This is a genomic window from Pseudomonas sp. (assembly GCF_051660785.1).
Classification (GTDB): Bacteria; Pseudomonadota; Gammaproteobacteria; order Pseudomonadales; family Pseudomonadaceae; genus Aquipseudomonas.
This window is the reverse complement of record NZ_JBOFQE010000043.1, coordinates 177,988-202,441: the sequence shown is the minus strand read 5'-3', so window position 1 is coordinate 202,441 and position 24,454 is coordinate 177,988. Positions and strand designations below refer to the sequence as shown.

Below are 24,454 nucleotides of genomic sequence, written 5' to 3'. Positions count from 1 at the left end.
GGGCTTGCCCGCGATAGCAATCTGTCTGGCACATAAATGTTGAATGTGCCGACGCTATCGCGGGCAAGCCCGCTCCCACAAGTCTGTATTTGCGACCTGAAACCTATACATATCCGATGTCCAGCTAACACTGGGAGCCCCTTCCTACGCCTCCTCGCTGCAAACCCAGTGCAAAATAGTATCGATTCAAGTGCGACGGATGATTTGTCTCTTCCTCGATTGAAGGCTGTAATCAGTGCACATTCTTCCCTCAGCAGGAAGACACAAAAACAATAACTGTCCTTCTGTCCCCGTCGGGTGCAGAAAAGGAGTGCTCGATGCAACCTTCTGTAAAAGCTCTGCTTGCCTTCACCTGCATGACCCTCAGCAGCGTCAGCTTCGGCGCTCAAACCCTGACCATCGCCACCGTCAACAACAGCGACATGATCCGCATGCAAAAGCTCTCGAAAACCTTCGAGGCCGAGCACCCGGACATCAAGCTCAATTGGGTGGTGCTGGAAGAAAACGTCCTGCGCCAACGCCTGACCACCGACATCGCGACCCAGGGCGGGCAGTTCGACGTGCTGACCATCGGCATGTACGAAGCCGCACTCTGGGGGGCCAAGGGCTGGCTGGAGCCGATGAAGGATTTGCCGGCCACCTACGCCCTCGATGATGTATTCCCTTCAGTACGTGAAGGTCTTTCGGTCAAGGGTTCGCTCTACGCCCTGCCGTTTTACGCGGAAAGCTCCATCACTTATTACCGCACCGATTTGTTCAAGGACGCCGGGCTGACCATGCCCGAGCATCCGACCTGGACCCAGATCGGCGAATTCGCCAGCAAACTGACCAACAAGGACAAAGAACAGTACGGTATCTGCCTGCGTGGCAAGGCCGGCTGGGGCGAGAACATGGCCCTGATCACCACCGTCGCCAATGCCTACGGTGCGCGCTGGTTTGATGAGCAATGGAAGCCGGAATTCACCGGCCCCGAGTGGAAAAACGCCCTGAACTTCTACGTCGACACGATGAAGAAGTCCGGCCCGCCGGGGGCTTCCAGCAACGGCTTCAACGAAAACCTGGCGCTGTTCAACAGCGGCAAATGCGCGATCTGGGTGGATGCCAGCGTCGCCGGTTCCTTCGTCACCGACAAGACCCAAAGCAAGGTCAGCGAGCACGTCGGCTTCACTTATGCGCCGCATGAGACCACCGATAAAGGTTCAGCCTGGCTCTATTCCTGGGCCCTGGCGATCCCGACCAGTTCCAAGGCGAAGGACGCGGCGAAAACCTTCAGTGCCTGGGCCACGTCCAAGGAATACGGTGCGCTGGTCGCAGAAAAAGACGGCATCGCCAACGTGCCGCCCGGCACTCGGGCCTCGACTTACAGCGAGGCTTACATGAGCGCCGCGCCGTTTGCCAAGGTCACGCTTGAATCGCTGAAAGCGGCAGACCCGAGCAAGCCGACGCTCAAACCGGTGCCTTACATCGGCATTCAACTGGTGACCATTCCCGAGTTCCAGGGGATTGGCACTCAGGTGGGCAAGTCGTTCTCGGCGGCGCTGATCGGTCAGACCACGGTCGATCAGGCCTTGGCTGCCGCCCAGCAAACCACCGAACGTGAAATGAAGCGCGCGGGTTATCCCAAGTAACCCGCCATTTCATTGTGGGAACCGCTTGTGTGGCGAGGGAGCTTGCTCCCGCTCGGCTGCGAAGCAGTCGCAAAGCTTTTAGGGTCGCTTCGCAACCCAGCGGGAGCAAGCTCCCTCGCCACACAAGCCCGTTCCCACAGTTAGATCTTCATTTGTCTGTTCCCAATCGGTTTTAACGCCATGAATATTTCAACTGCCAAAGCTCATATGGACATTCCCCAACCGGTGCGTAAAAGCCGGCTGGCCAATCCCGGCTGGTTTCTGGTCAGCCCCTCGGTGGCGTTGTTGCTACTGTGGATGATCGTGCCGCTGGGCATGACGCTGTACTTCTCGATGATCCGCTACAACCTGCTCAATCCCGGTGAAAACGAGTTCGTGGGACTTGAGAACTTCACCTATTTCCTGACGGACTCCGGCTTCATGCCCGGCGCCACCAACACCCTGTTGCTGGTGGGCAGCGTGCTGCTGATCAGCGTGGTGCTGGGCGTGTTGATCAGCGCCTTGCTCGAGGCCAGTGAATTCCTCGGTCGCGGCATCGTGCGGGTGATGCTGATCTCGCCGTTTTTCATCATGCCCACCGTCGGTGCCTTGATCTGGAAGAACCTGATTTTCCACCCGGTGTCCGGAATCCTCGCCTACGTCTGGAAGCTGTTCGGCGCGCAACCGGTGGACTGGCTGGCGCACTACCCACTGCTGTCGATCATCATCATTGTGTCCTGGCAATGGCTGCCCTTCGCGATCCTGATTTTGATGACCGCCATGCAGTCCCTCGACCAGGAACAAAAAGAAGCCGCGCGTCTCGATGGTGCCGGTCCTGTCGCCATCTTCTGGCACCTGACCCTGCCGCACCTGGCGCGGCCGATTGCGGTGGTGGTGATGATTGAAACCATCTTCCTGCTCTCGGTGTTCGCTGAAATCTTCACCACCACCAACGGCGGCCCCGGCTACGCCTCGACCAACCTTGCGTACCTGATCTACAACCAGGCGCTGGTGCAGTTCGACGTCGGCATGGCCTCCGCCGGCGGGTTGATCGCGGTGGTGATCGCCAACATCGCGGCCATCGTGCTGGTGCGCATGATCGGCAAAAACCTGACAGACAAAGCCTGAGGCCTGCGCCATGACCCTTCAACAATCCCGCCGTCTGCAAAGCCTGCTGCTCGGCACCCTGGCCTGGGCCATCGCGATCCTGATTTTCTTCCCGATTTTCTGGATGGTGTTGACCAGTTTCAAAACCGAAATCGATGCCTTCGCCACGCCGCCGCAGTTCATCTTCACACCGACGCTGGAGAACTACCTGCACATCAACGAGCGCAGCGATTACTTCAGCTTCGCCTGGAACTCGGTGGTGATTTCGTTCAGTGCCACGGCCCTGTGTCTGCTGATCGCGGTGCCGGCGGCGTATTCGATGGCGTTCTACGAAACTCAGCGCACCAAAGGCACTTTGCTGTGGATGCTCTCGACCAAGATGCTGCCGCCGGTGGGCGTGCTGATGCCGATCTACCTGCTGGCCAAGAGCTTTGGCCTGCTCGACACGCGCATCGCGCTGATCGTGATCTACACGCTGATCAACCTGCCGATCGTGGTCTGGATGATTTACACCTACTTCAAGGACATTCCCAAGGACATCCTCGAAGCCGCGCGCCTCGACGGCGCCACGCTGTGGCAGGAAATGGTCCGGGTGCTGCTGCCGATCGCCAAGGGCGGCCTGGCTTCCACAGTATTGCTGTCGCTGATCCTGTGCTGGAACGAGGCGTTCTGGTCGCTGAACCTGACCTCGTCCAAAGCCGCGCCACTGACCGCGTTGATTGCTTCGTACTCAAGCCCCGAAGGGTTGTTCTGGGCCAAGTTGTCGGCGGTGTCGACCCTGGCTTGTGCGCCGATCCTGATCTTCGGCTGGATCAGCCAGAAACAATTGGTCCGCGGCCTGTCGTTTGGCGCCGTGAAATGAAGATCGCCAACCCAACGCGATCCACTGGGAGCGAGCCTGCTCGCGATAGCGGTAGATCAGTCAGCATCTTTGTTGAATGTGAAGCCGCCATCGCGAGCAGGCTCGCTCCCACAGGGATCAGTGTTGAGCCTGAAATTGCAGGCACAAAAATGCCCACCCGGCTCAACTGAATAACAACAAGCGGAGGCCCATCATCATGGCCAACCTGAAAATCAAGAATCTGCAAAAAGGCTTCGAAGGCTTTTCCATCATCAAAGGCATCGACCTGGAAGTGAACGACAAGGAATTCGTGGTTTTCGTCGGCCCGTCAGGCTGCGGCAAATCCACCCTGCTACGCCTGATCGCCGGGCTCGAAGAAGTCAGCGGCGGCACCATCGAGCTCGATGGCCGCGATATCACCGAAGTCAGCCCGGCCAAGCGCGACCTGGCGATGGTGTTTCAGACCTACGCCCTGTACCCGCACATGAGCGTGCGCAAAAACATGTCGTTCGCCCTCGACCTCGCCGGTGTGCCGAAAGCCGAAGTGGAAAAGAAAGTCGGCGAAGCGGCGCGCATCCTTGAGCTGGGGCCGATGCTGGAGCGCAAACCCAAGCAACTGTCCGGCGGACAGCGTCAACGGGTGGCCATCGGCCGCGCCATCGTGCGCAACCCGAAAATTTTCCTGTTCGACGAACCGCTGTCCAACCTCGACGCCGCGCTGCGGGTGCAGATGCGCCTGGAATTGTTGCGCCTGCACAAAGACCTGCAAGCGACGATGATTTACGTGACCCACGATCAGGTCGAAGCGATGACCATGGCCGACAAAGTGGTCGTCCTCAACGGCGGCAAAATCGAGCAAGTCGGCTCGCCGCTGGACTTGTACCACCAGCCGGCCAATCTGTTTGTCGCCGGGTTCCTCGGTACGCCGAAAATGGGCTTCCTCAAAGGTAAAGTCACCCGCGTCGAGGGCCAAAGCTGTGAAGTCCTGCTGGACGCCGGCACCCGTATCACCTTGCCGCTGACCGGCGCCAGTTTGAGCGTCGGCAGCGCGGTGACCCTGGGCATTCGACCGGAACATCTGGAACTGGCGCAAACCGGCGACTGCACCTTGCAGGTCACCGCCGACGTCAGTGAACGCCTCGGCAGCGACACTTTCTGCCACGTCGTGACCGCTTCCGGGGAAGCGCTGACCATGCGCGTTCGTGGCGACCTGGCCAGCCGTTACGGCGAAGCCTTGAGCCTGCACCTGGACGCCGAACACTGCCATTTATTCGATGCCGACGGCGTGGCGCTAACCCGCCCGTTGCGCGCAGCGGCCTGATTCGAGAACTTGCGATGAAACTCAACAAACAGAATCTGCATCACCTCGCCCCTGAGGTGAGCCTGCCCGCCTACGCCCTGAGCGATACACGCCACGGCATTGCCCACATCGGCGTCGGCGGTTTTCACCGCGCCCATCAGGCGTATTACACCGACGCCTTGATGAACACCGGCGAAGGCCTGGACTGGGCGATCTGCGGGGTCGGCCTGCGTGCCGAAGACCGCCGTGCCCGGGACGATCTGAAAGAGCAGGATTACCTGTTCACCCTGTTCGAGTTGGGTGACACCGACGACACCGAAGTGCGGGTCATCGGCGCCATCCGCGACATGCTGCTGGCCGAAGACGGCGCGGCGGCATTGATCGACAAGCTCGCCAGCCCCGAGATCCGCATCGTCTCGCTGACCATCACCGAAGGCGGTTACTGCATCGACGACAGCAACGGCGAGTTCATGGCCCACCTGCCACAGATCCAGCACGACCTGGCAAACCCGGACGCACCGAAAACCGTGTTTGGCTTTCTCTGCGCCGCACTGGCCAAACGTCGCGCCGCCGGCACGCCAGCCTTCACCTTGATGTCGTGCGATAACCTGCCGCACAACGGCGCGGTCACCCGTAAAGCCTTGTTGGCCTTCGCCGCTTTGCGCGATGCCGGTCTGCGCGACTGGATCGACAGCAACGTCAGCTTTCCCAACGCCATGGTCGATCGCATCACGCCGATGACCAGCACCGAACATCGCCTGCAACTGGCTGACAAACACGCGGTCGACGATGCCTGGCCAGTGGTCTGCGAACCGTTTGTGCAATGGGTGCTGGAAGACAAGTTCGTCAACGGGCGTCCGGCCTGGGAAAAGGTTGGCGTGCAGTTCACTGACGACGTCACGCCGTATGAAGAGATGAAGATCAAACTGCTCAACGGCAGTCATCTGGCCCTGACGTACCTGGGGTTCCTGAAGGGTTATCGCTTTGTCCACGAGACCATGAATGACCCGCTGTTTGTGCGGTACATGCGTGCCTATATGGACCTGGATGTCACCCCGCAGCTGTCGCCCGTGCCGGGGATTGATCTGGCGGAGTACAAGAACACGCTGGTCGCGCGTTTCTCCAACCAGGCGATTGCCGATCAGCTGGAGCGTGTGTGTTCGGACGGGTCGTCGAAGTTTCCCAAGTTCACCATTCCGACGATCAATCGCTTGATTGCCGATGGACAGGAGACCAAGCGTGCCGCATTGGTGGTCGCGGCCTGGGCGTTGTATTTGAAGGGGGTGGATGAGAATGGGGACACCTATTCGATTCCCGATCCGCGGGCGACGTTCTGCCAGGCCCTGGTGGCGGATGATGTGTTGATTACCCAGCGATTGCTGGAAGTCGAGGAGATTTTCGGGACTGCGATTCCGCGCTCGCCGGATTTTGTGGCGGCGTTTGAATGGTGCTGTAACAGCTTGCGGGATGTGGGTGTGACGCGGACGCTGGAGCGGGTGCTTGCGGATGTTAGTTGAGTGTCAGGGGGAACCACCCCTCACCCTAACCCTCCCGAAACGTCGGACCGCCCCAAGGGGTAGAGGGGACTGACCGAGTTGATTATTCGGAATACTGCGACCTGAAATTTCAGTAGTACTCAGGTTTAGAAAACAATCGAGATCGGCCCCCTTTCCCCCTCTCCCCACTGGGGAGAGGGCTGGGGTGAGGGGTGGTCTTCAGATTAATGTTACAAACCAGCAGGACCGCCCATGACAAACCAACAACTATTCCTCGGCATCGACTGCGGCACCCAAGGCACCAAAGCCATCATCCTCGACGCCGTCAGCGGTCAGGTGCTGGGCCAGGGTGCCGCCGCGCACAGCCTGATCAGTGGCGCCAATGGCCGCCGCGAGCAAGACACCGCCCAATGGCTGGAGGCCTTCGCGCTTGCCACCCGCCGCGCATTGCTCGCGGCGAAGGTCGACGGTCAAGACATCCTCGGCATCGGTGTATCCGGCCAGCAACACGGCCTGGTTCTGCTCGATGATCAGGGCCAGGTGCTGCGCCCGGCGAAATTGTGGTGCGACACCGAATCCACCCCGGAAAACGACCGTCTGCTGGCCCACCTCGGCGGCGAAAAGGGTTCGCTGGAGCGCCTCGGCGTGGTCATCGCACCGGGTTACACCGTTTCCAAACTGCTCTGGACCAAAGAACAGCACCCTGAAATATTCGCTCGAATCGCCCGCATCCTCCTGCCCCACGACTACCTCAACTACTGGCTCACCGGCCGCAGTTGCAGCGAGTATGGCGACGCGTCCGGCACTGGCTATTTCAACGTGCGCAGCCGCCAGTGGGATTTGCAGCTGCTGCGCCACATCGACTCCAGCGGACGCCTGCAAGCCGCGTTGCCGGAGTTGATCGAAGCACATCAAGCGGTCGGCACGATCCTTCCCGGCATCGCCGAACACCTGGGCATCAACCCTCAGGCGCGGGTCTCCAGCGGGGGCGGCGACAACATGATGGGCGCCATCGGCACCGGCAACATCAAGCCCGGCGCGATCACCATGAGCCTCGGTTCTTCGGGAACGGTGTACGCCTATTCCGACCAGCCGAAGGTCAGCCCGGATGCATCGGTCGCGACCTTCTGTTCTTCCATCGGCGGCTGGCTGCCGCTGATCTGCACCATGAACCTGACCAACGCCACGGGGGTCATCCGTGAGCTGTTCGACCTCGATATCGAGCAGTTCAACGACTTGGTCGCGCAAGCGCCCATCGGCGCCGAAGGCGTGTGCATGCTGCCGTTCCTCAACGGCGAGCGCGTCCCCGCCCTGCCCCACGCCACCGGCAGCCTGCTGGGGTTGAATATGACCAACCTGACCCAGGCCAACCTGTGCCGCGCGGTGGTGGAAGGCACGACCTTCGGTTTGCGTTATGGGCTGGACCTGCTGCGCCAGAATGGCTTACAAAGCCGCAGCATCTGCCTGATCGGCGGCGGCTCGAAAAGCGCGGTGTGGCGCCAGATCGTCGCCGACATCATGAACACCCCGGTCATTTGCACCGAACAAAGCGAAGCCGCGGCCCTCGGCGCGGCGATTCAGGCGGCGTGGTGCACGTCCTGGGCAAACGGCCACGAGGACAGTCTGGCGGACCTTTGCGAGCGCTGCGTAAAGCTCGATCCGGCCAGTGAAACCTTGCCGATTGCCGACAATGTGGCGGCCTGTCAGCAGGCCTATGAACGCTATCAACAGCATGTTGCAACCCTTTAAAGAGCGAACAATTATGTATCTGGTGTGTGGCGAAGCGCTGTTCGATTTTTTCAGTGAAGACGACGCCAGCGGCCTGGCTTCAAAAGTGAATTTCAAGGCAATTGCCGGCGGTTCGCCGTTCAACGTGGCAGTCGGCTTGCGCCGGTTGGGTGTCGAGTCGGCGTTGTTTGCCGGATTGTCAACCGACTACCTTGGCCGGCGTTTGCAGCAGGTGCTTTCAGATGAGGGCGTGCGTTCCGACTATCTGGTGGATTTCGCCGCACCGACCACGCTGGCGATGGTCGCCGTCGGTGCCAATGGCTCGCCGCACTACAGCTTTCGCGGCGAAGGTTGCGCGGATCGCCAGCTCAAACCTGAGCACTTGCCTGAGCTGGGGCCTGAAGTGCGCGGTTTGCACATCGGCTCGTTTTCCCTGGTGGTGCAGCCGATTGCCGACACGCTGCTGGCGTTGGTACAGCGGGAAAGCGGTAAACGCTTGATCAGCCTTGATCCGAATGTGCGACTCAATCCTGAGCCGAACATCGATTTGTGGCGTTCGCGGATTGCGACGCTGGTTGAGCTGGCGGACCTGATCAAGGTTAGCGACGAGGATTTGAGCCTGTTGTACCCCGAGCAGGATCCGCAACGAGTGATTGAACGCTGGCTGCAGCATCGCTGTCAGTTGGTGTTTTTGACCCGTGGTGGCGAGGGGGCGACGGTGTTCAGCCGCACTCATGGATCGTGGTCAGTGCCAGCCTGCTCGGTGAAAATCGCCGACACCGTGGGCGCGGGCGATACGTTCCAGGCGGCGTTGATTACCTGGTTGACGGAGCAGGTGCTGGATTCAGTTGAGGGTGTGCAATCGCTTGAGCGCGGGCAAATCGACGGGATGTTGAGGTTTGCGGTACAAGCAGCGGCGCTAACGTGCAGCAAGACCGGGCCGGATTTGCCGTATCGGCAGCAGTTGGAAATGCGCTGAAGCGGATGGCCTCATCGCGAGCAGGCTCGCTCCCACAGTTGATCTGCGGTGTACACAGGTACTGTGAATGACAACGATCCATTGTGGGAGTGAGCCTGCTCGCGATGGCGGTCTAACACACGCCGCCAATCCAACGGTCACACCACCGAAAGTCCGAAAAGACGTCGATTGCGCATCGCAGTAAAGGTATGTCGCTGTCATGTTCAGGAACAGATGACGAAGCATCCCCCGCAATCATTGGCCGAAACCCTGTTTCTAAGGGTTTTCCCGATGCCGCAAGGCATCCACCCATACGCCATTTGCGCCTTGAACGGGGCGGTTTAATGCTGCACCATCCGCACCAGCTTATTCAAAGGACGGAATTAAAGGCATGCTGGACGCGAACGCAACCCATATTTCCCTGACGCTGGAAGGCGTTTCCGTTGACCTGCAAGTGCTCAGCTTCGTCGGTCGCGAAACCCTCAATCAGCCGTTCTGTTTCGACATCGAACTGGTCAGCGCCCGCCCCGACCTGAAACTCGAAGAATTGCTGCACAAGCCTGGCTGCCTGACTTTCGGCGCCACCGGCAAGGGCATCATCCACGGTCTGGTCTATCGCATCGAGCAAGGCGACTCCGGTAAAAGCCTGACGCGCTACAGCATCAGCCTGGTGCCGCAACTCGCCTACCTGCGCCACAACCATGACCAGCAGATCTTCCAGCATCTAAGTGTGCCGAAGATCATCGCCCAGGTACTGGAGGCGCGCGGCATTCTGGCTGACGCCTACAGTTTCCAGCTTGGCGCGATCTACCCCGAGCGCGATTACTGCGTGCAGTACGACGAATCCGACCTGCACTTCATCCAGCGCCTGTGTGAAGAGGAAGGCATTCACTTCCACTTCCAGCACAGCGCCAGCGGCCACAAACTCGTCTTCGGCGATGACCAGACGGTGTTCCGCAAACTCGCCCCCGTGGCCTACCAGCAAGACTCCGGCATGGCTGCCACGAAACCGGTAATCAAGCGCTTCAATCTGCGCCTGGAAACCCGTACTTCTCGCGTCAGCCGCCGCGACTACGACTTCGAGAAACCGAGCATCCTGCCCGAAGGCGCCGCCAAGAACACCTTCACGCCGGACCTCGAAGACTACGACTACCCCGGCCGCTTCACCGACCGTGCACGCGGTAAACAACTGGCGACCCGCGCGCTGGAACGCCATCGCAGCGATTACCAACTGGCCGAAGGCAAAGGCGACGAGCCCACCCTGGTCAGCGGCCACTTCATGGCCCTGAGCGAACACCCGCGCGCCGAGTGGAACGACCTCTGGCTGTTGCTCGAAGTGGTGCACGAAGGCAAGCAGCCGCAAGTGCTCGGCAAAAACGTCACCAGCGACGTCACCCACAACAAAGACGATTTCCATCAGGGCTACCGCAACACCTTCCTCGCCACCCCGTGGGACGCGCACTTCCGCCCTGCCCTCGAACACCCGAAACCGAAAGTCCTGGGCAGCCAGACCGCCATCGTCACCGGCCCGCCGGGCGAAGAAATCCACTGCGACGAATACGGTCGCGTCAAAGTGCAATTCCACTGGGACCGCGACGGCCAGGCCAACGACAACACCAGTTGCTGGCTACGCGTCGCCACCGGCTGGGCCGGCAGTGCCTACGGCGGCATCGCCATTCCACGCGTCGGTATGGAAGTGCTCGTCACCTTCCTCGAAGGCGACCCCGACCAACCGCTGATCACCGGCTGCCTGTTCCACAAGGAAAACGTCGTCCCCTACGACCTGCCGGCGAACAAGACCCGCAGCACCTTCAAAACCCTCAGCTCACCGGGCGGCAAGGGTTACAACGAGTTCCGCATCGAAGACAAGAAAGGAGCAGAACAGATCTACCTGCACGCCCAGCGCGACTGGGATGAAAACATCGAGCACGACCAGAAAATCCGCATCGGCAATGAACGCCATGACACGGTCGAGGCCAATGTGTTCAGCGAGTTCATGGTTGAAGAACATCGGATTACGCAACTTGATCGCAAGACTGAGGCGCGGGCGGATGATCACCTGACGGTGGCGGTGACCCAGCATGTGAAAGTGGGGACAGCGCAGTTTGTCGAGGCGGGTCAGGAGATTCATTACCACGCTGGTGAGAAGGTGGTGATGGAAGGCGGGATGGAACTGACGGCCAAGGCTGGCGGGAGTTTCGTCAAGGTGGATGCGGGGGGTGTGACGATCAGTGGGGCTGAGGTGAAGGTGAATACCGGGGGCTCGCCCGGGGCGGGTTCAGGTATACAAGCGTTAATCCCTTCGATTCCGCTCGCTGCTGCAATCGCTAGTGCCGGCCAACTTTTAGAGCGAAAAATAGTCCCGGAGAAAACGGATCACGATCTGGATTTTTTGATTACTGATCAAACCTCAGGTTTGCCGTTGAAAAATTTCCCTTATGTGATCAAAACGTCTTCCGGTAAAAGCCTCACGGGACGCACCAACGATGAAGGTAGAACGGCAAAAATCAAAAGTACAGAAGCAGAAATGGCTGTAGTTGAGATTTATGACGACATTCCCCCAATCAACCCAGGATGGGATGCTTGATATGCCCAAACAAAAACCTCTGACCACAAGTCAAAAAGCGTTGACTCCGGCAGCTGACAAAAAACCAGCCTTAGTCATGGTCGATGATAGTAAGCGCCTGAAGGAAATCAGTGCGCTTGTTGAAGCCAATAACAAGTCAACGATCGATACAAACACTGTCATATGCCAGATTTATATGGAGTCGCGCTTCGATGCAAAAGCTGGCGCGGGCCATAATGCTCGTGGTCTGCTGCAGATGCAGCTGGAGGGAGTACAGCAAGTTTACAAATATCGAAAAAAGAAAGAACTTGGTCATATGCCGAGCGACCCTCTGACAAAAAAGGCTTTCGCTGATGGCGAGGCTTTTTACAAAAGCGGCGCTCTTTTCGATGAAGCCAAGAATATTCAAATAGGTACTGAGTACATGCAGTACTGGATAGATATTTCCAGCTCAATCGAGGAAGCCTATAAAAAATATCGCGGCCTTTCCAACGGCGTTTATTATAAAAAAATAAGTGCGTGCGCAGCAAAGCTCGCGGCCAAGCCTGATTCAATGCAAGTGCTTAGGGACAACTTAAAGTGAACAAAGCATGGTTTTTTTTAATCGCCGCATTGTCAGGGCCTACCGCCTATGCGGGACAAAGCAAGTCTATTCTCAACTGCCCCTTGTCTGACGGGACAAGCGTATCTTTACTGGCCGAGACAGACGCTGAAGGCCAGCGATTAAAAGTCAACGTCGATAAAAAAACACAAATTGCTTTCACCGACATGCCTGACTCCGATTTTGTCGGGGAAGTCGTCATGGCTAAGTGCGCGTCCTCGAGCTTGATATTTGTCATGAGCTACGGCTCTCCGTATTTGAAGGGCGTCGTTCTACGCAAAAATCCGGCCACCCATTCAATCGAGCGAATCGATTTTGCCGAGAAAGCCCTGCCCCGTTATCTCTACCTGGGACAGCAGCAGATGCGACTGATCATTCCAAATATCGGGAATGAAGTGTCTACGAAGTTTTTGGTTTATGACTATGTGTCAGGCAAAGGTCAGCCGGACGAGGCTGTCGGCAGTGACGTCATACCTAATGGCCGTGGATTCAAGGTCGTACGCCTCAAGTAGACATCAAATTCGGACATCACGCTTGATGCTCTGCGCCAAGCAGACTGGGTGCAGGTGTTGATTGATGCGGGCATTTTGTCGACGCAAAATCAAGCAAGCCTCTGAGAAGCTTCGCGCAGCTCCCAATTCGATGCAAATATTAAGAGACATGGTCAAATGAGAGCCTTTATTTTTGGCATCGGTCTTTTTACTTTTTGCATTCAGGCGCTTGCTGTTCAACCTCATTTGAGCACGGTGATCGATTGCGAATTAGAAGGTCCAAAAAATACGATTTCGCTGCTACGCGGATCACCAATAGTCGACACCTATATCTACAAAGTTCGCCACGCCCAAAAAGCCAGCTTCATGTATGAGGATGCAGAAGCATCGCGAGGCGGAAATGTGAAATGGCAATGTGCGTCCGACCAACAAAATCTAAACGTACTGGTGGTTTCCGGCGAGTTCAGCTCAAACTTTCTGCAGGGTGTTTTGTTTTATTTCGATTCAGGTGATGGACACATAGAGCGAATTAACTTCGCCGAAAGAAATCGCCCTCGATGGGTAAGAATCTCTGCACAGGGAGCTCAAGTGATTTTTGAGAATACGTGCAATGAAAGCTCGCACAAATATTTGAGCTATGGGAGAAACGGGGCTTTTTTGGAGTTAGACGAACTTCCCGTAATCTCAAGTTCAGACGGTGACAGATTAATAGAGCTCGACACCTCCAAACCGTGAAACGTTAAAAAATCCAGCACCGACGGGCCCTGGATTGTTTGTGATTTTCAGACGTCAGGCAGGCGCCTTCCATCCCATCATCCGCTGCTGAGCCACTTGCAACAGATCAGAACCGTCCTGAGTCAGCAGGTAAAGCGCGTGGGTAATGTGCGGGATATCTTGAACGTCGCCGTGCTTGAAGCATTGGCAATGTAGGGTTTCAAGTAGCTGACTGGAGGCCCGGACCCGCTGTAGGGCGGCTTCGAGAATGTCTTGGGGATTGGCTTCGGTGTCGATCACCAAAGGACTTGAATCGGTAACGCTGCTGTTGATTGAACGATATCGATCAGGAAACGGGTTTAGCGTTGGCATAGTAATTACTCGGGTATTAATTAGTAATCGCCAGCACCGTGACCAAACGGTGGGAGGCGGCTGTGTGCAGGCTTGGTCAACCGACAACACCCAATCGGCTCGCCCGAAGGCGTCCCGCACACAGCCACCATTACAGCGCACTACGAGGACGTAGAAGTCCGCAGCGCGAATGAGGGCACATATATGTGCGGTGTCATCAGGTGACCAAACCTGTCCGCTGATTTTGCAGCGAGCCCAAACAGTAAACGCCGCACCCCATCAGGCGAAAGTCGACAAGGCGTCTGACCTTGTAGGACCCAGCCGAAGATCCCGTAGATCGTTTCCCACATGAAACCTCTGACAGAAACGCCCCGCGACAGGCGGCGTTCAGCCGGGTTAACCAAACGTTAACCCCGCGGTCCAAAACTTTACTGGACCGCACGCCCTCAGGTTCTTCTGACGCCCAGTGCGGCAGGTTCGACGCCCAATCCGTCGAGCTGACTCTACGTCTGCACTGGAGATCGTCACATGAACATCCGCACGCTGCTGATCACTTCCGCCCTCGCCTGCACCGCGTTTACCGGTCTTGCGCAGGCCAACGACACGTCGTCCTCGCAAGCCGTGCCCTATCACTACGGCATGCCTTTGAATATCGGCAAGGTGGTCGCCCTGACCGAGCCGAAGACGCTGGATTGCAAAGTGATCACGGCCGACATGAAGTACATCGATACGTCAGGCAAACCTGAAGAAATCAGCTATCGGAAGCTTTCTGACGCCTGCAGTTATCAAAACTGACGGAAAGTTCTGATTTTGCACTTTGCGGTACTCCTGTGAGGGCTCAGGCGCTATGCTTTGGCGCCTCCCTCACTGCCGCAAGGATTCGCTATGCAGTTCTCGTTTCGCACCCTGTCGACCTTCACTTCCCTGCTGTGTGTTTTGCTGGCCCTGGTCTGGGGTCTGATGCCGGACCGGTTGTTGGCGATCTGGAGTATTGAGTATTCGTCTGCGGCAGGGTTTGTCGCGCGGCGCAGTGCGGTGCTGTTCGCAGCGTTGGCCGTGATGTTTTATCTGGTACGAAATGAAGCGCCGTCCGGAACCCGCAACGCGCTAAGCACCGGGTTTACGGTTGGGTGTTTCGGGCTGGCAGCACTCGGTTTCGGCGAATGGCTCAATGGCCATGCCGGACCAGGCATTTTGCTGGCGGTGATGGTCGAGTCGGCGCTGGGACTGGGGTTCGTCCAGACCCGGCGCGTGTCAGCAGAACTCGAAACTGCTGGTTAAAGCGCTTTCTTGTCGGGGTGCAGTGTCTGATTATCTTCCCGATGCTGCATCTCAGAGCGAAGACCTGCAATCAGGTCGTTGATTTCACGGCATCCGTTCAAGTGCTTGGCATTGATCCCGGTCACCATCAGATCGAGGTGATCGGTTTCACGGTTCGAATACACCTTCACGGTCATCGACAGGTCCGGCGACAGCGTGCACTGGCAGCGTTTTGGCAGAAAACTGCTTTCAACGATATTGCGAAGTTCCAAGGCAGAAAGAAACATGGCGACCCTCCTGAGATAGCCAAAATAATCAACGTCAGTCGGGGCTGAAATCTCCCGCTTTTCTTCCTTTTGCGGGGCTTCCACGTTTCAAACACCAGACCGCTTTCTAGTTCAGAGCTGACTCGAAAATGTCCCCGGTCAACTTAAGATCTGATTGAGCATAAAACATGCCGAAAATTTCGCCGTGCAGTTCATCGGCAAATCAATGATTTAATGAATTTGCCTCTAAACGGCCTCATGCAATTTGCAAGAAAGGCTCGCTTAAGCCCTGCAATTTGCACTCGTCCCCGAGCGAATTTGCATTGGCGGTTGACGGCGATAAGAATGCGTCCACTCTTTCGAGTATCCGCTTACCCCACATACACGCAAGGAGGCATCATGGGTTCTTTGACCTTTATCACTACCGTCGGGCTGATTGTTTGCGGCGTGTCGGGCGTCGCCCACGCAGCGAAACTCGACGAGGTCGCGCCGTTTCCCAAGCCTGAGAACGGGTTTATCCGCCAAGTCATTCATGTTGCGCCGCAACCGCAGGAAGGAAACTTCCAGGTTGAGGTGTTGGCCGGCAAGACCCTGACCGTGGACTGCAATCGCCAACGCCTGGGCGGTATCCTCGAAGAAAAAAACCTTGAAGGTTGGGGCTACCCTTTTTACCGCCTGGAAAAAGTCATCGGCCCAATGAGCACAATGATGGCCTGCCCCGACGGCCAGCGCAAAAATGAGTTCGTGCCGGTTGTCGGCGACGGTTTCATGCTTCGTTACAACAGCAAGTTGCCGATCGTGCTCTACGTACCCAAGGACATCGAAGTCCGTTATCGGATCTGGTCGGCGTCGAGCAAGGTCGAGAAAGCCGTTCAAGAATAAACAGTTCCTCACTCATGCCGGGACGCCACTCAACGCGGCGCGCTCGGCGACATGTCGCAGACTGTCAAAGTTGATATTGGCGCCCGAGTCGATCGCTACCAGGGTCTGACCACGGGTGCCGGTTTCGGCGATGTACTTCTTGATTCCGGCCACCGCCAAGGCACCGGAAGGTTCGGTGATCGAGCGGGTATCGTCGTAGATGTTCTTGATCGCAGCGCACAGTTCGTCGTTGCTGACGGTCAACACCTCATCGACGCAAAACCGACACACTTCAAATCCACAGGCACCGATCTGCGCTACTGCCACGCCATCGGCGAACGTTCCCACGTTAGGCAGCACTACCCGCTCGCCTGACTGTAATGCGGCGTACAGACAAGCGGAATGTTCTGACTCGACGCCAACGATGCGCACTTCCGGGCGCAGGTATTTGACGTATGCGGCGATGCCGGCGATGAGGCCTCCACCGCCCACCGGGACGAAGATAGCGTCCAGCGGACCTTGATGCTGGCGAAGAATCTCCATGGCCACGGTGCCCTGCCCCGCGATCACGTCCGGGTCGTCGAACGGGGAAACGAAGGTGCGACCGGTTTGCTCGGCCAGGCGCAGTGCGTAGTCAAGGGCGAACGGGAAACTCTCGCCGTGCAACACCGCGTCAGCACCGCGACTGCGCACCCCGTGCACCTTCAATTCCGGCGTCGTGCGGGGCATGACGATGGTGGCGACGATCCCCAATTCACGCGCCGCCAACGCCACGCCTTGGGCGTGATTGCCCGCTGAAGCCGTGATCACGCCGCGAGCTTTTTGCTCGTCACTCAATTGCACCAGCTTGTTGTACGCGCCACGGATCTTGAATGAAAAGGTCGGCTGCAAGTCTTCGCGCTTGAGCAGGATCCGGTTGCGCAAGGCTTCTGACAGCGCGGATGCGGGTTGCAACGGCGTGCGCACGGCCAGTTCATACACCGGCGCGGCGAGGATCTTTTTCACGTAGTGCTCAAGCAAAGCCTGCTGGGCGGGGGTGCTGCTCATGGTCGTCTCCTGACATTTATCGGGGCCCGGGAGACAGAAAGTAAAAACCCGCCTCTAGGGCGGGTTGGGTGCTGCAGTCGTGAGCTAGCCCGCCAGATAAGGAATGGCGGTAATAATGCTTGGCTGGCAGCGCAATACGGTGGAAGTCATGGCTGGAAATTAGCCGGGCGTTGCAGGCAAGTCAATGGCCAATTTTCTCCGGCCTCTGTAGGCTGGCGCCACCGCTCATTGTCCCAAGGAAGGAAACCATGAAGTCCGTCGCCCTGCCCCTCATTGCCCTGATTGCCTTTGCCGGTTACACCGTTTCAGTGATGCTGCAGGCCGAGCAGTCGTTGATCGACTTCGGCATCAGCCTGATGTCGCGCCCGGATACTGCGCAGGTGGTGATTGATCTTTATCTGTTGGCGACGCTGGTGGGAATCTGGATGTACAGGGATGCGCGCAAGCGTGGGCAGTCGGCGATTTCGGTAATGCCGTATTTGTTGATTACGGCGGTTTTTGTGTCTGTCGGGCCGTTGTTGTACCTCGTGGTTCGTGGGTTAAAGAACCGTAAAAGTTGCGTTGATGCAGGCCAGCAAGCCTGATCCAGAAGTTACTGTGATTCTGATAAAGCCATCGCGAGCAGGCTCGCTCCCACATTGGATCTTCACTGAATGGAGATTTCGTATTCAACACAGAACCCATGTGGGAGCGAGCCTGCTCGCGATAGCGGACTGAATGCCAACGCATCTACCTCGCCAGCCGCCTGAGCCCAAGCACCATCGCCCCCGCCCCAATCATCATCGCCGTCAGAAACAACGGATACGACACCCACCACGGCGTGTCCCCGGTCATCATGCTGAACTCGGACATGCCGCCAATACTCGCAATCAGGTTCAGCGGCAAAAACACTACGTTAATTAATGTCAGTTTGCGCAGCAGGTTGTTCATGCTGTTGTTCATCAGGTTGCCCCGGGCGTCGATCAGGCCGGAGAACACCGTGGAGTAGATTTCCGCCTGTTTGTAGCACTGGTTGTTTTCGATGATCAGGTCGTCGATCAGGCTGATGGCTTCAGCGCTGAAGTGTTCCTTGGCTGCGTGGTTGCGCAGCCGCGTCAGCACCGCGCCGTTGCTGTGAATCGCGTTGATGTAATAGATCAGGCTTTCACTGAGGTTGAACATCTGGATCAGGTGCTGATTCTGCATCGAGGCGTTGAATTTCTGCTGCAACTCCCGGGCGACCAGCTTGATCACCTTCAGGTGCCCCAAATAGTGATGGATGTTGTTGAACAGCAGGTCGAGCAATACATCCAGCGGCGTGTTCAACCGCTGCCGGGTGCCGAGCCCGTGCAGCGGCGCATCGTCGGTGGCGATCACCAGCAGGCGATCCGCCGAGAACAACAACCCACAGGACGACACTTCAAAGGCCAGGCTGCCAACGCCGGAGTAATTCTCCGGACGCTTCCAGATCAGGAAAAGATTGTCGGGGTGGAACTCGATGCGCGACACCTCGTCAGGGTCCAGGGCAGAGGCCAAGGCATGCTCATCGAGCTTGAAGTGGCTGTGCAGCAAATCTCGCTCGGCGGCATCGGGGTTGCTGAACAGCATCACTTCGGCGTCCAGTCGTTCGACTGATTGCAGGGCGCCACCGGCCAGTTGAAAGCATTTGATCATCGGCCGCTCACCAGGCCTGGCCGCGACGTTTCAGTTCCAGGCGTCGGACGAACTCCTCCAGCACCAGCGAATACAGATCGTCCTGCAAGTACGCGTCTTCGATGCCGGCGTCCATGTTCGGATTGTCGTTGACTTCAATCACCACCACCTTGTCGCCAGACTGCTTGAGGTCGACGCCGTAGAGACCGTCGCCGATCAGGTTGGCGGTTTTCACAGCGAGGTCGACCACGGCGCGCGGGGCTTCGTGGACCGCTAGGGTGCGGCATTCGCCGTTGATGTCCTGGCCCTTGGCCTTGTGGTTGTAGATCTGCCAATGGCCCTTGGACATGAAGTATTGGCAGGCGAAGATCGGTTTGCGGTTGAGTACGCCGATGCGCCAGTCGTATTCGGTGTAGAAGAATTCCTGAGCCAGCAGCAGCACCGAATGTTCGAACAGTTCGGCCGTGGCTTCGAGCAAAGCCTGCTGACTTTCGACCTTGATCACGCCACGGGAGAAACAGCCGTCGGGGATCTTCAGCACCAAGGGAAAGCCCAGGCGCTCACCGACCCGTTCGAAATCTTCCGGTCGATCCTTGTAGAGAATTTCGGTGGCGGGCATGCCGAGTTGATGGCTCTTGAGCAGATCGGTCAGGTACACCTTGTTGGTGCAGCGCAGGATCGACGCCGGATCGTCCATCACCACCAGCCCTTCGCTCTCGGCTTTTTTCGCGAAGCGATAGGTGTGGTTGTCGACGCTTGTCGTCTCGCGGATCAGCAGACCGTCGTATTCGGCAATCCGCGCGTAGTCCTTGCGCTCGATCAGCTCGACATCAATGCCCAAGGTCTTGCCGACGCGGACGAAATTATCCAGCGCCTTCGCGTTGGAAGGCGGTAATGCTTCCTGTGGGTCATGCAAGATGGCCAGGTCATAACGCGCCAGGCGTCGTGAGCGTGGCACACGCCAGATCTTTCGACTGAAACTGTCCAGAGAGTTGGCAAATTGATCTTCCTGGTCCTCGCGCAACTTATGCAAGGTGCCGGACTTTATCCCTTCGATGTGCCAGCCATTAGTTCGGCGAAATTCAACTAATAATATTGGGCAGGGAAACACTTCAAACAACTGACGCGCCAGATCCTGCAAAGGCTCAATATTGGTTTTTCCAAAATACAACGTCAGGGTAAAGCCTTCGGTGTCGCTATAAAGGTGATTGCTGAGGGCTTTTTCCAGGGGTTTGTCCAGGTCGTCCAGCGCCAGGCCGTACAGGGATTTTTTGGTCAGCTCACTGATGGTCCGCACCGACGGAATGACCTTGTGCCCCCGCGCTTCGGCCAGCAACGAGCAGTAATAGCCGTGCCCCAGGTACTTGTAGCTGCGGCACAGGTTGATCACCTGGACCCGTTTTCCCTGATCGTGGTCCCGGGTCTGCTCGAGGTATTCCTGGGCGCTGACAATGTCTTCGCTGGGGAAATACGAGGCCCAGTCTTCCTTGCGTTCGACGATGATAATCAACTGACTTGAAGTTCTGCCTGCGTCATTTAAATAAGTTGCTGCCGGCAAAGTTTGCTCGGATACTTCGCGCCAATGACCTTGTACCGCTGACATAGTGATTGATCCGTTGGAGAACAAGACCTTTCCTATTAAGCACGAACTTTTTCGAAAGTCCCGTTTCGTTACGCAACTTTTACGGCGGTCATATGCACACTGTCTTTCGCCTGGCGGTAGTTGAAGACTTACCCGAGCTGCTGGAACTCGAACAGCAATGTTTCACCACGGATCGGCTCAACAGTCGCAGCTTTCTGTGGATGATCACTCGGGCTCATGGCCAGCTGCTGGTGGCCCAACGTGGCGAGCAATTGGTCGGTTATGCGGTGGTGCTGTTTCACCGGGGCACTTCGCTGGCGCGGCTTTACTCGATTGCCATCGCAACCGGCGCGCGCGGCAGTGGACTGGGCAAGCAACTGCTCGAACGCAGCGAGTCCTGCGCCCTTGAACATGAGTGCGCCTACTTGCGGCTTGAAGTGCGTGTCGACAACCCGGCGGCGATTGCCTTGTATGAACGCAACGGCTACCGCCGTTTCGCGCTGATCCATGATTATTACCAGGACCATGCCGACGCGCTGCGCCTGGAAAAACGCATCCTTGAGCACCGCGATTCGCGCAATATCAAAGTCCCCTGGTATCAACAAACCACCGAGTTCACCTGCGGCCCGGCCTGCCTGCTGATGGCCATGGGCGCGCTGCACGCGGACCGGGTACTGGAACGCCGCGAGGAATTGCAGATCTGGCGTGAGGCGACGACGGTGTTCATGACCTCGGGCCATGGCGGTTGCAGCCCTCAAGGCCTGGCGCTGGCGGCATGGCGTCGGGGTTTTCGGGTGCGTCTGCAACTGAGCATGGAAGGGCCATTGTTCCTGGACGGCGTGCGCGATGAGCATAAAAAAGACGTAATGCGTTTGGTGCACGAGGAATTCACCGCACAGCTGGAAGAGACTGATGTGGAGCGAGTGATCGGTCGCCCGCTGGACCTTCCATGGTTACTGGGCGATGGCGGACAACCGCTGGTGCTGATCAGCAGCTATCGCCTGACCCGCTCCAAGGCGCCGCACTGGGTGATCGTCACCGATTGCGATGACGAATTCGTCTACCTGCACGACCCGGATGTGGACCACAGCCAGCATCGCCAACCGATGGATTGCCAGCATTTGCCGGTCAGCCATGGGGAGTTCGAGAGGATGTGCAGTTTTGGTCGGGGCAAGCTTCGGGCCGCGGTGATTATCTACCGCCGATAATAACCCTGTGGCGAGGGAGCTTGCTCCCGCTGGGCGCGTAGCGCCCCCAGACAGGCGAGTGCTTCGCACTCGAACGGGAGCAAGCTCCCTCGCCACAAAAACCCGGGGCAGGTCGAATCAAGTTACTTCAGGCCGATCTTGTACAGCCCGCCATCGTCCTCATCGGTCAGCACATACAGGTAGCCATCCGGCCCCTGGCGCACATCGCGAATGCGTTTGTTGAGTTCGCCAAGCAAGCGTTCTTCGTGAACCACTTTGTCGCCATCAAACTGCAGGCGGATCAACTCCTGGCTCACCAGCGCACCGATGAATACGTTGTGCTGCCAGACCTTGAAGCGATCCGCATCGTAGAAAGCCATGCCGCTGATGCCGGGGGATTTTTCCCAGACGTGGTGCGGGTCCACCGTGCCTTCAGCTGTCTTGCCCTTGGCTTCCGGGATCGGCTGGCCGGAGTAGTTGATTCCGTGGGTCGCCAGCGGCCAGCCGTAATTCTTGCCGCGTTCGATGATGTTGATTTCATCACCGCCCTGCGGGCCATGCTCGTTCTCCCAGAGCACGCCGGTCCACGGATTGAGCGCTGCGCCTTGCGGATTGCGCTGGCCATAGGACCAGATTTCCGGGCGCACACCGGCCTGACCGACGAATGGATTGTCGTCTGGCACTTTGCCGTCGGGGTAGATGCGCACAACCTTGCCTTGCAACTTGTCCAGGTCCTGTGCCGTAGCCCGGTCATTGTTTTCCCCCAGCGTGATGAACAGATAGCCGTCGCGATCAAACACCAGGCGTGAGCCGAAATGGTTGCCGACCGACAGCTTGGGCTCCTGGCGGAAGATCACTTTGAAATTCCTGAGGGTTTTCAGGTCCTCGGACAATTGCCCTCGCCCTACCGCCGTGCCGGCTTTGCCGCCCGCGCCACCGCCCTCGGCGTAAGACAGATACACCGTGCGGTCCTGCTTGAAGTCGGGCGACAGCACCACGTCGAGCAAGCCGCCCTGCCCCTTGGCCCAGACCTTTGGCACGCCATCGATCGGCGCCGACAGCTTGCCGTCGTAACCGACCACCCGCAGGTTGCCGGGCCGTTCGGTGACCAGCATGCCCTTGCGATCGGGCAGGAACGCCAGCGCCCACGGATGTTCCAGGCCCTTGGCAACATGCCAGACCTCAAGGGTGCCCTGCTCGCTTTTCATGTCCTGGGGCGGCGCCGCAAGAACGGGTGCCGTGGCGGTGATCAGTACGCTGGCGCAGAAGGTGGCCAAGAGGGTTTTACGCAACATGCACGATTCCTTTTGTCGTTCGAATGGCTGGCAAGAACGTTGTCCTGCCGTTCAACGGTTGCTGGTGTCTGCGTCTCGATGTGGCGGATTGGGTATGAATTTGGGAGGACTGGCGGGAACCGTTCGGTCCTGCGGATAGCGATTGCCGATGCCGCCGTTATCAAGCGTCGGCGGACGCGGAACTGGCACGGTGTTTGGCCCGCGAATGGCCGGGGCACTCGGTTGCGTGCCCTGCATGCTATTGGGATTGGCCCGGCGAATCGGGCTGTTGTAAGGGTTGTTATTGCCGGAGCCCGTCGGACTTTGGGCCAGCAGTAAAGAGGTAACGTCGGCTTGGGCCAGATTGCTCAATAGGCCACTGAATGCCAGTGCAGTGCAGACGAGCACGAATCGGTTCATGGGAGGCCTCCGGGCGTCAGCGTGGACAGGATCTTCGATAGCACGCTACGCCGGGGGTTCGGATTTGTTAACTAAAACCTCCTTCACAAGATGTAACACCAGTTGACGGCTCAACAGGACCGGGCCGCATCCCGCTGAAACTTTTGCGCCGCGCGGCGTGTCACCTGAACACATCACTTGCGAGTAGACGACCATGGCACGGGCAATCTGGAAAGGCGCAATCAGTTTCGGGCTGGTGCATATCCCTGTGGCGCTGGTCTCGGCGACCTCCTCGCAAGGCGTAGACTTCGACTGGCTCGACAGCCGCAGCATGGAGCCGGTGGGTTACAAGCGCGTCAACAAGGTCACCGGCAAGGAAGTCACGAAGGAAAATATCGTCAAAGGCGTGCAGTACGAAAAGGGTCGCTACGTGGTCCTCAGCGAGGAAGAAATCAAATCGGCGCACCCGTTGTCCACGCAGACCATCGACATCTTTTCCTTTGTCGACGCCGAACAGATCCCCCTGCAAAACATCGACACGCCCTATTACCTGGCGCCGGATAAACGGGGTGGCAAGGTCTATGCCCTACTGCGTGAAACCCTCAGCAAAACCAACAAGGTCGCCCTCGCCCACGTTGTCCTGCACACCCGTCAGCATCTGGCGGCGCTGATGCCGCTGGAATCGGCGATGGTGCTGGTGATGCTTCGCTGGCCCGCCGAGGTACGCAGCCTGGAGACGCTGGAGTTGGGCACCGAAGTGACCAAACCTGAACTGGCCAAGGGCGAACTCGACATGGCCAAGCGCCTGGTGCAAGACATGAGCGCGGACTGGAAACCTGAGGATTACCGCGACAGTTTTGAAGACAAGATCATGGCGCTGGTCGAGAAGAAAGCCAATGAAGGCAAGATTGAGGATGTGGAAACGGCGACGGGTGAAGAGGAACGCAAGACGGCGGATGTTATCGATTTGACCGAGTTGCTTAAACGCAGTTTGGGGGGCAAGGCTGGCGGGAAGACGGCTGCGAAACCGAAGGCTGCGCAGAAACCGGCAGCAGCGAAAAAAGCCACAAAGCGGTCGAGTGGTTGATCGATTACAGAGTGTCTGAGCGTTTTTCGGAGAATCTACCGGCCCCATCGCCAGCAGGCTGGCTCCCACAGTTGGAATGCATTTCATTGTGGGAGCCAG

Annotated in this window: 23 protein-coding genes and 1 pseudogene; 17 read left to right on the top strand and 7 right to left on the bottom strand. The window is 57.9% G+C overall.

All coding sequences use genetic code 11. The annotated features are described in order from the left end of the window. The first annotated feature begins 317 nt into the window (after positions 1 to 317). The 11 genes from ACRC4F_RS10690 (at position 318) to ACRC4F_RS10640 (ending at position 13,430) form a co-directional block, all read left to right on the top strand. Positions 318 to 1,628 (top strand): ABC transporter substrate-binding protein, encoded by a 1,311-nt coding sequence (locus tag ACRC4F_RS10690; protein ID WP_438659281.1) that lies wholly within the window; start codon positions 318 to 320, stop codon positions 1,626 to 1,628. A 180-nt stretch (positions 1,629 to 1,808) separates the two neighbouring features. Continuing rightward, on the top strand, positions 1,809 to 2,735 hold the full coding sequence (locus tag ACRC4F_RS10685; RefSeq protein ID WP_214383230.1) for a carbohydrate ABC transporter permease: 927 nt from the start codon (positions 1,809 to 1,811) through the stop codon (positions 2,733 to 2,735). A gap of 10 nt (positions 2,736 to 2,745) precedes the next feature. Then, on the top strand, positions 2,746 to 3,576 hold the full coding sequence (locus tag ACRC4F_RS10680; protein WP_007936731.1) for a carbohydrate ABC transporter permease: 831 nt from the start codon (positions 2,746 to 2,748) through the stop codon (positions 3,574 to 3,576). A 196-nt stretch (positions 3,577 to 3,772) separates the two neighbouring features. Continuing rightward, positions 3,773 to 4,876: an ABC transporter ATP-binding protein gene (locus ACRC4F_RS10675; protein WP_438659280.1), complete on the top strand. Its 1,104-nt coding sequence runs from the start codon at positions 3,773 to 3,775 to the stop codon at positions 4,874 to 4,876. Positions 4,877 to 4,890: 14 nt separating this feature from the next. Continuing rightward, the gene (locus ACRC4F_RS10670) at positions 4,891 to 6,372 is read left to right on the top strand and encodes a mannitol dehydrogenase family protein (RefSeq protein WP_438659279.1); all 1,482 of its coding nucleotides are present in this window, start codon (positions 4,891 to 4,893) and stop codon (positions 6,370 to 6,372) included. 231 nt (positions 6,373 to 6,603) lie between these two features. Further along, the gene (gene xylB, locus ACRC4F_RS10665) at positions 6,604 to 8,100 is read left to right on the top strand and encodes a xylulokinase (protein WP_438659278.1); all 1,497 of its coding nucleotides are present in this window, start codon (positions 6,604 to 6,606) and stop codon (positions 8,098 to 8,100) included. Between the two features lie 13 nt (positions 8,101 to 8,113). Further along, complete coding sequence (locus tag ACRC4F_RS10660) at positions 8,114 to 9,058, top strand: carbohydrate kinase family protein (RefSeq protein WP_438659277.1); 945 nt, start codon at positions 8,114 to 8,116, stop codon at positions 9,056 to 9,058. Between the two features lie 370 nt (positions 9,059 to 9,428). After that, entirely contained in the window at positions 9,429 to 11,624 is a 2,196-nt protein-coding gene (gene tssI, locus ACRC4F_RS10655; protein WP_438659276.1) for a type VI secretion system tip protein TssI/VgrG, read from the top strand. A gap of 1 nt (position 11,625) precedes the next feature. Then, positions 11,626 to 12,186 (top strand): transglycosylase SLT domain-containing protein, encoded by a 561-nt coding sequence (locus ACRC4F_RS10650; RefSeq protein ID WP_438659275.1) that lies wholly within the window; start codon positions 11,626 to 11,628, stop codon positions 12,184 to 12,186. Continuing rightward, a complete protein-coding gene (locus ACRC4F_RS10645; protein WP_438659274.1) occupies positions 12,183 to 12,716 on the top strand; it encodes a hypothetical protein in 534 nt (177 codons plus the stop codon). The genes ACRC4F_RS10650 and ACRC4F_RS10645 overlap by 4 nt, the downstream gene beginning before the upstream one ends. Positions 12,717 to 12,872: 156 nt before the next feature. Beyond that, positions 12,873 to 13,430, top strand: a complete 558-nt coding sequence (locus tag ACRC4F_RS10640) for a hypothetical protein (RefSeq protein ID WP_438659273.1) — start codon at positions 12,873 to 12,875, stop codon at positions 13,428 to 13,430. A gap of 54 nt (positions 13,431 to 13,484) precedes the next feature. Here ACRC4F_RS10640 and ACRC4F_RS10635 read toward each other — a convergent pair whose 3' ends face one another. After that, the gene (locus ACRC4F_RS10635) at positions 13,485 to 13,781 is read right to left on the bottom strand and encodes a hypothetical protein (protein ID WP_438659272.1); all 297 of its coding nucleotides are present in this window, start codon (positions 13,779 to 13,781) and stop codon (positions 13,485 to 13,487) included. A gap of 507 nt (positions 13,782 to 14,288) precedes the next feature. Between ACRC4F_RS10635 and ACRC4F_RS10630 the strand changes: the two genes are divergently transcribed. Next, positions 14,289 to 14,555, top strand: coding sequence for a DUF2790 domain-containing protein (locus ACRC4F_RS10630; RefSeq protein ID WP_438659271.1), 267 nt, complete (start codon positions 14,289 to 14,291; stop codon positions 14,553 to 14,555). A gap of 90 nt (positions 14,556 to 14,645) precedes the next feature. Next, entirely contained in the window at positions 14,646 to 15,041 is a 396-nt protein-coding gene (locus ACRC4F_RS10625) for a hypothetical protein (protein WP_438659270.1), read from the top strand. Here the strand turns inward: ACRC4F_RS10625 and ACRC4F_RS10620 are convergent. Then, positions 15,038 to 15,307 carry a DUF1652 domain-containing protein gene (locus ACRC4F_RS10620; protein ID WP_438659286.1) on the bottom strand — a complete coding sequence of 90 codons (270 nt, stop codon included), beginning with the start codon at positions 15,305 to 15,307 and terminating at the stop codon, positions 15,038 to 15,040. The two genes, ACRC4F_RS10625 and ACRC4F_RS10620, sit on opposite strands and share 4 nt — an antisense overlap. Before the next feature lie 378 nt (positions 15,308 to 15,685). Here ACRC4F_RS10620 and eco point away from each other — a divergent pair, with 378 nt between their 5' ends. Beyond that, positions 15,686 to 16,168, top strand: a complete 483-nt coding sequence (gene eco, locus ACRC4F_RS10615) for a serine protease inhibitor ecotin (RefSeq protein WP_438659269.1) — start codon at positions 15,686 to 15,688, stop codon at positions 16,166 to 16,168. A 30-nt stretch (positions 16,169 to 16,198) separates the two neighbouring features. Here the strand turns inward: eco and ilvA are convergent. Further along, a pseudogene (ilvA, locus tag ACRC4F_RS10610) lies at positions 16,199 to 17,194 on the bottom strand (threonine ammonia-lyase, biosynthetic); the annotation flags it as partial. A gap of 248 nt (positions 17,195 to 17,442) precedes the next feature. Here ilvA and ACRC4F_RS10605 point away from each other — a divergent pair. Next, on the top strand, positions 17,443 to 17,778 hold the full coding sequence (locus ACRC4F_RS10605; protein ID WP_438659268.1) for a DUF2834 domain-containing protein: 336 nt from the start codon (positions 17,443 to 17,445) through the stop codon (positions 17,776 to 17,778). A 145-nt stretch (positions 17,779 to 17,923) separates the two neighbouring features. On the opposite strand, the gene ACRC4F_RS10600 is transcribed toward ACRC4F_RS10605, so the two are convergent. Both ACRC4F_RS10600 and ACRC4F_RS10595 read right to left on the bottom strand, forming a co-directional pair. Next, a complete protein-coding gene (locus tag ACRC4F_RS10600) occupies positions 17,924 to 18,847 on the bottom strand; it encodes a magnesium transporter CorA family protein (protein WP_438659267.1) in 924 nt (307 codons plus the stop codon). Between the two features lie 7 nt (positions 18,848 to 18,854). After that, positions 18,855 to 20,429 (bottom strand): RimK family protein, encoded by a 1,575-nt coding sequence (locus ACRC4F_RS10595; RefSeq protein ID WP_438659266.1) that lies wholly within the window; start codon positions 20,427 to 20,429, stop codon positions 18,855 to 18,857. 92 nt (positions 20,430 to 20,521) lie between these two features. Between ACRC4F_RS10595 and rimI the strand changes: the two genes are divergently transcribed. Next, positions 20,522 to 21,616, top strand: coding sequence for a ribosomal protein S18-alanine N-acetyltransferase (gene rimI, locus ACRC4F_RS10590; protein WP_438659265.1), 1,095 nt, complete (start codon positions 20,522 to 20,524; stop codon positions 21,614 to 21,616). Between the two features lie 122 nt (positions 21,617 to 21,738). On the opposite strand, the gene ACRC4F_RS10585 is transcribed toward rimI, so the two are convergent. Next, entirely contained in the window at positions 21,739 to 22,890 is a 1,152-nt protein-coding gene (locus ACRC4F_RS10585; RefSeq protein ID WP_438659264.1) for a PQQ-dependent sugar dehydrogenase, read from the bottom strand. A 51-nt stretch (positions 22,891 to 22,941) separates the two neighbouring features. After that, positions 22,942 to 23,289: a hypothetical protein gene (locus tag ACRC4F_RS10580; protein WP_438659263.1), complete on the bottom strand. Its 348-nt coding sequence runs from the start codon at positions 23,287 to 23,289 to the stop codon at positions 22,942 to 22,944. Positions 23,290 to 23,482: 193 nt separating this feature from the next. Here ACRC4F_RS10580 and ACRC4F_RS10575 point away from each other — a divergent pair, with 193 nt between their 5' ends. After that, on the top strand, positions 23,483 to 24,355 hold the full coding sequence (locus ACRC4F_RS10575; protein ID WP_438659262.1) for a non-homologous end joining protein Ku: 873 nt from the start codon (positions 23,483 to 23,485) through the stop codon (positions 24,353 to 24,355). The last annotated feature ends 99 nt before the right edge of the window (positions 24,356 to 24,454 follow it).

What these genes read in the sequence shown, in the direction of transcription:
- ACRC4F_RS10690 (WP_438659281.1), top strand. Translation starts at nt 318, where the DNA reads ATGCAACCTTCTGTAAAAGCTCTGCTTGCCTTCACCTGCATGACCCTC.
- ACRC4F_RS10685 (WP_214383230.1), top strand. Translation starts at nt 1,809, where the DNA reads ATGAATATTTCAACTGCCAAAGCTCATATGGACATTCCCCAACCGGTG.
- ACRC4F_RS10680 (WP_007936731.1), top strand. Translation starts at nt 2,746, where the DNA reads ATGACCCTTCAACAATCCCGCCGTCTGCAAAGCCTGCTGCTCGGCACC.
- ACRC4F_RS10675 (WP_438659280.1), top strand. Translation starts at nt 3,773, where the DNA reads ATGGCCAACCTGAAAATCAAGAATCTGCAAAAAGGCTTCGAAGGCTTT.
- ACRC4F_RS10670 (WP_438659279.1), top strand. Translation starts at nt 4,891, where the DNA reads ATGAAACTCAACAAACAGAATCTGCATCACCTCGCCCCTGAGGTGAGC.
- xylB (WP_438659278.1), top strand. Translation starts at nt 6,604, where the DNA reads ATGACAAACCAACAACTATTCCTCGGCATCGACTGCGGCACCCAAGGC.
- ACRC4F_RS10660 (WP_438659277.1), top strand. Translation starts at nt 8,114, where the DNA reads ATGTATCTGGTGTGTGGCGAAGCGCTGTTCGATTTTTTCAGTGAAGAC.
- tssI (WP_438659276.1), top strand. Translation starts at nt 9,429, where the DNA reads ATGCTGGACGCGAACGCAACCCATATTTCCCTGACGCTGGAAGGCGTT.
- ACRC4F_RS10650 (WP_438659275.1), top strand. Translation starts at nt 11,626, where the DNA reads ATGCCCAAACAAAAACCTCTGACCACAAGTCAAAAAGCGTTGACTCCG.
- ACRC4F_RS10640 (WP_438659273.1), top strand. Translation starts at nt 12,873, where the DNA reads ATGAGAGCCTTTATTTTTGGCATCGGTCTTTTTACTTTTTGCATTCAG.
- ACRC4F_RS10635 (WP_438659272.1), bottom strand. Translation starts at nt 13,781, where the DNA reads ATGCCAACGCTAAACCCGTTTCCTGATCGATATCGTTCAATCAACAGC.
- ACRC4F_RS10630 (WP_438659271.1), top strand. Translation starts at nt 14,289, where the DNA reads ATGAACATCCGCACGCTGCTGATCACTTCCGCCCTCGCCTGCACCGCG.
- ACRC4F_RS10625 (WP_438659270.1), top strand. Translation starts at nt 14,646, where the DNA reads ATGCAGTTCTCGTTTCGCACCCTGTCGACCTTCACTTCCCTGCTGTGT.
- ACRC4F_RS10620 (WP_438659286.1), bottom strand. Translation starts at nt 15,307, where the DNA reads ATGTTTCTTTCTGCCTTGGAACTTCGCAATATCGTTGAAAGCAGTTTT.
- eco (WP_438659269.1), top strand. Translation starts at nt 15,686, where the DNA reads ATGGGTTCTTTGACCTTTATCACTACCGTCGGGCTGATTGTTTGCGGC.
- ACRC4F_RS10605 (WP_438659268.1), top strand. Translation starts at nt 17,443, where the DNA reads ATGAAGTCCGTCGCCCTGCCCCTCATTGCCCTGATTGCCTTTGCCGGT.
- ACRC4F_RS10600 (WP_438659267.1), bottom strand. Translation starts at nt 18,847, where the DNA reads ATGATCAAATGCTTTCAACTGGCCGGTGGCGCCCTGCAATCAGTCGAA.
- ACRC4F_RS10595 (WP_438659266.1), bottom strand. Translation starts at nt 20,429, where the DNA reads ATGTCAGCGGTACAAGGTCATTGGCGCGAAGTATCCGAGCAAACTTTG.
- rimI (WP_438659265.1), top strand. Translation starts at nt 20,522, where the DNA reads ATGCACACTGTCTTTCGCCTGGCGGTAGTTGAAGACTTACCCGAGCTG.
- ACRC4F_RS10585 (WP_438659264.1), bottom strand. Translation starts at nt 22,890, where the DNA reads ATGTTGCGTAAAACCCTCTTGGCCACCTTCTGCGCCAGCGTACTGATC.
- ACRC4F_RS10580 (WP_438659263.1), bottom strand. Translation starts at nt 23,289, where the DNA reads ATGAACCGATTCGTGCTCGTCTGCACTGCACTGGCATTCAGTGGCCTA.
- ACRC4F_RS10575 (WP_438659262.1), top strand. Translation starts at nt 23,483, where the DNA reads ATGGCACGGGCAATCTGGAAAGGCGCAATCAGTTTCGGGCTGGTGCAT.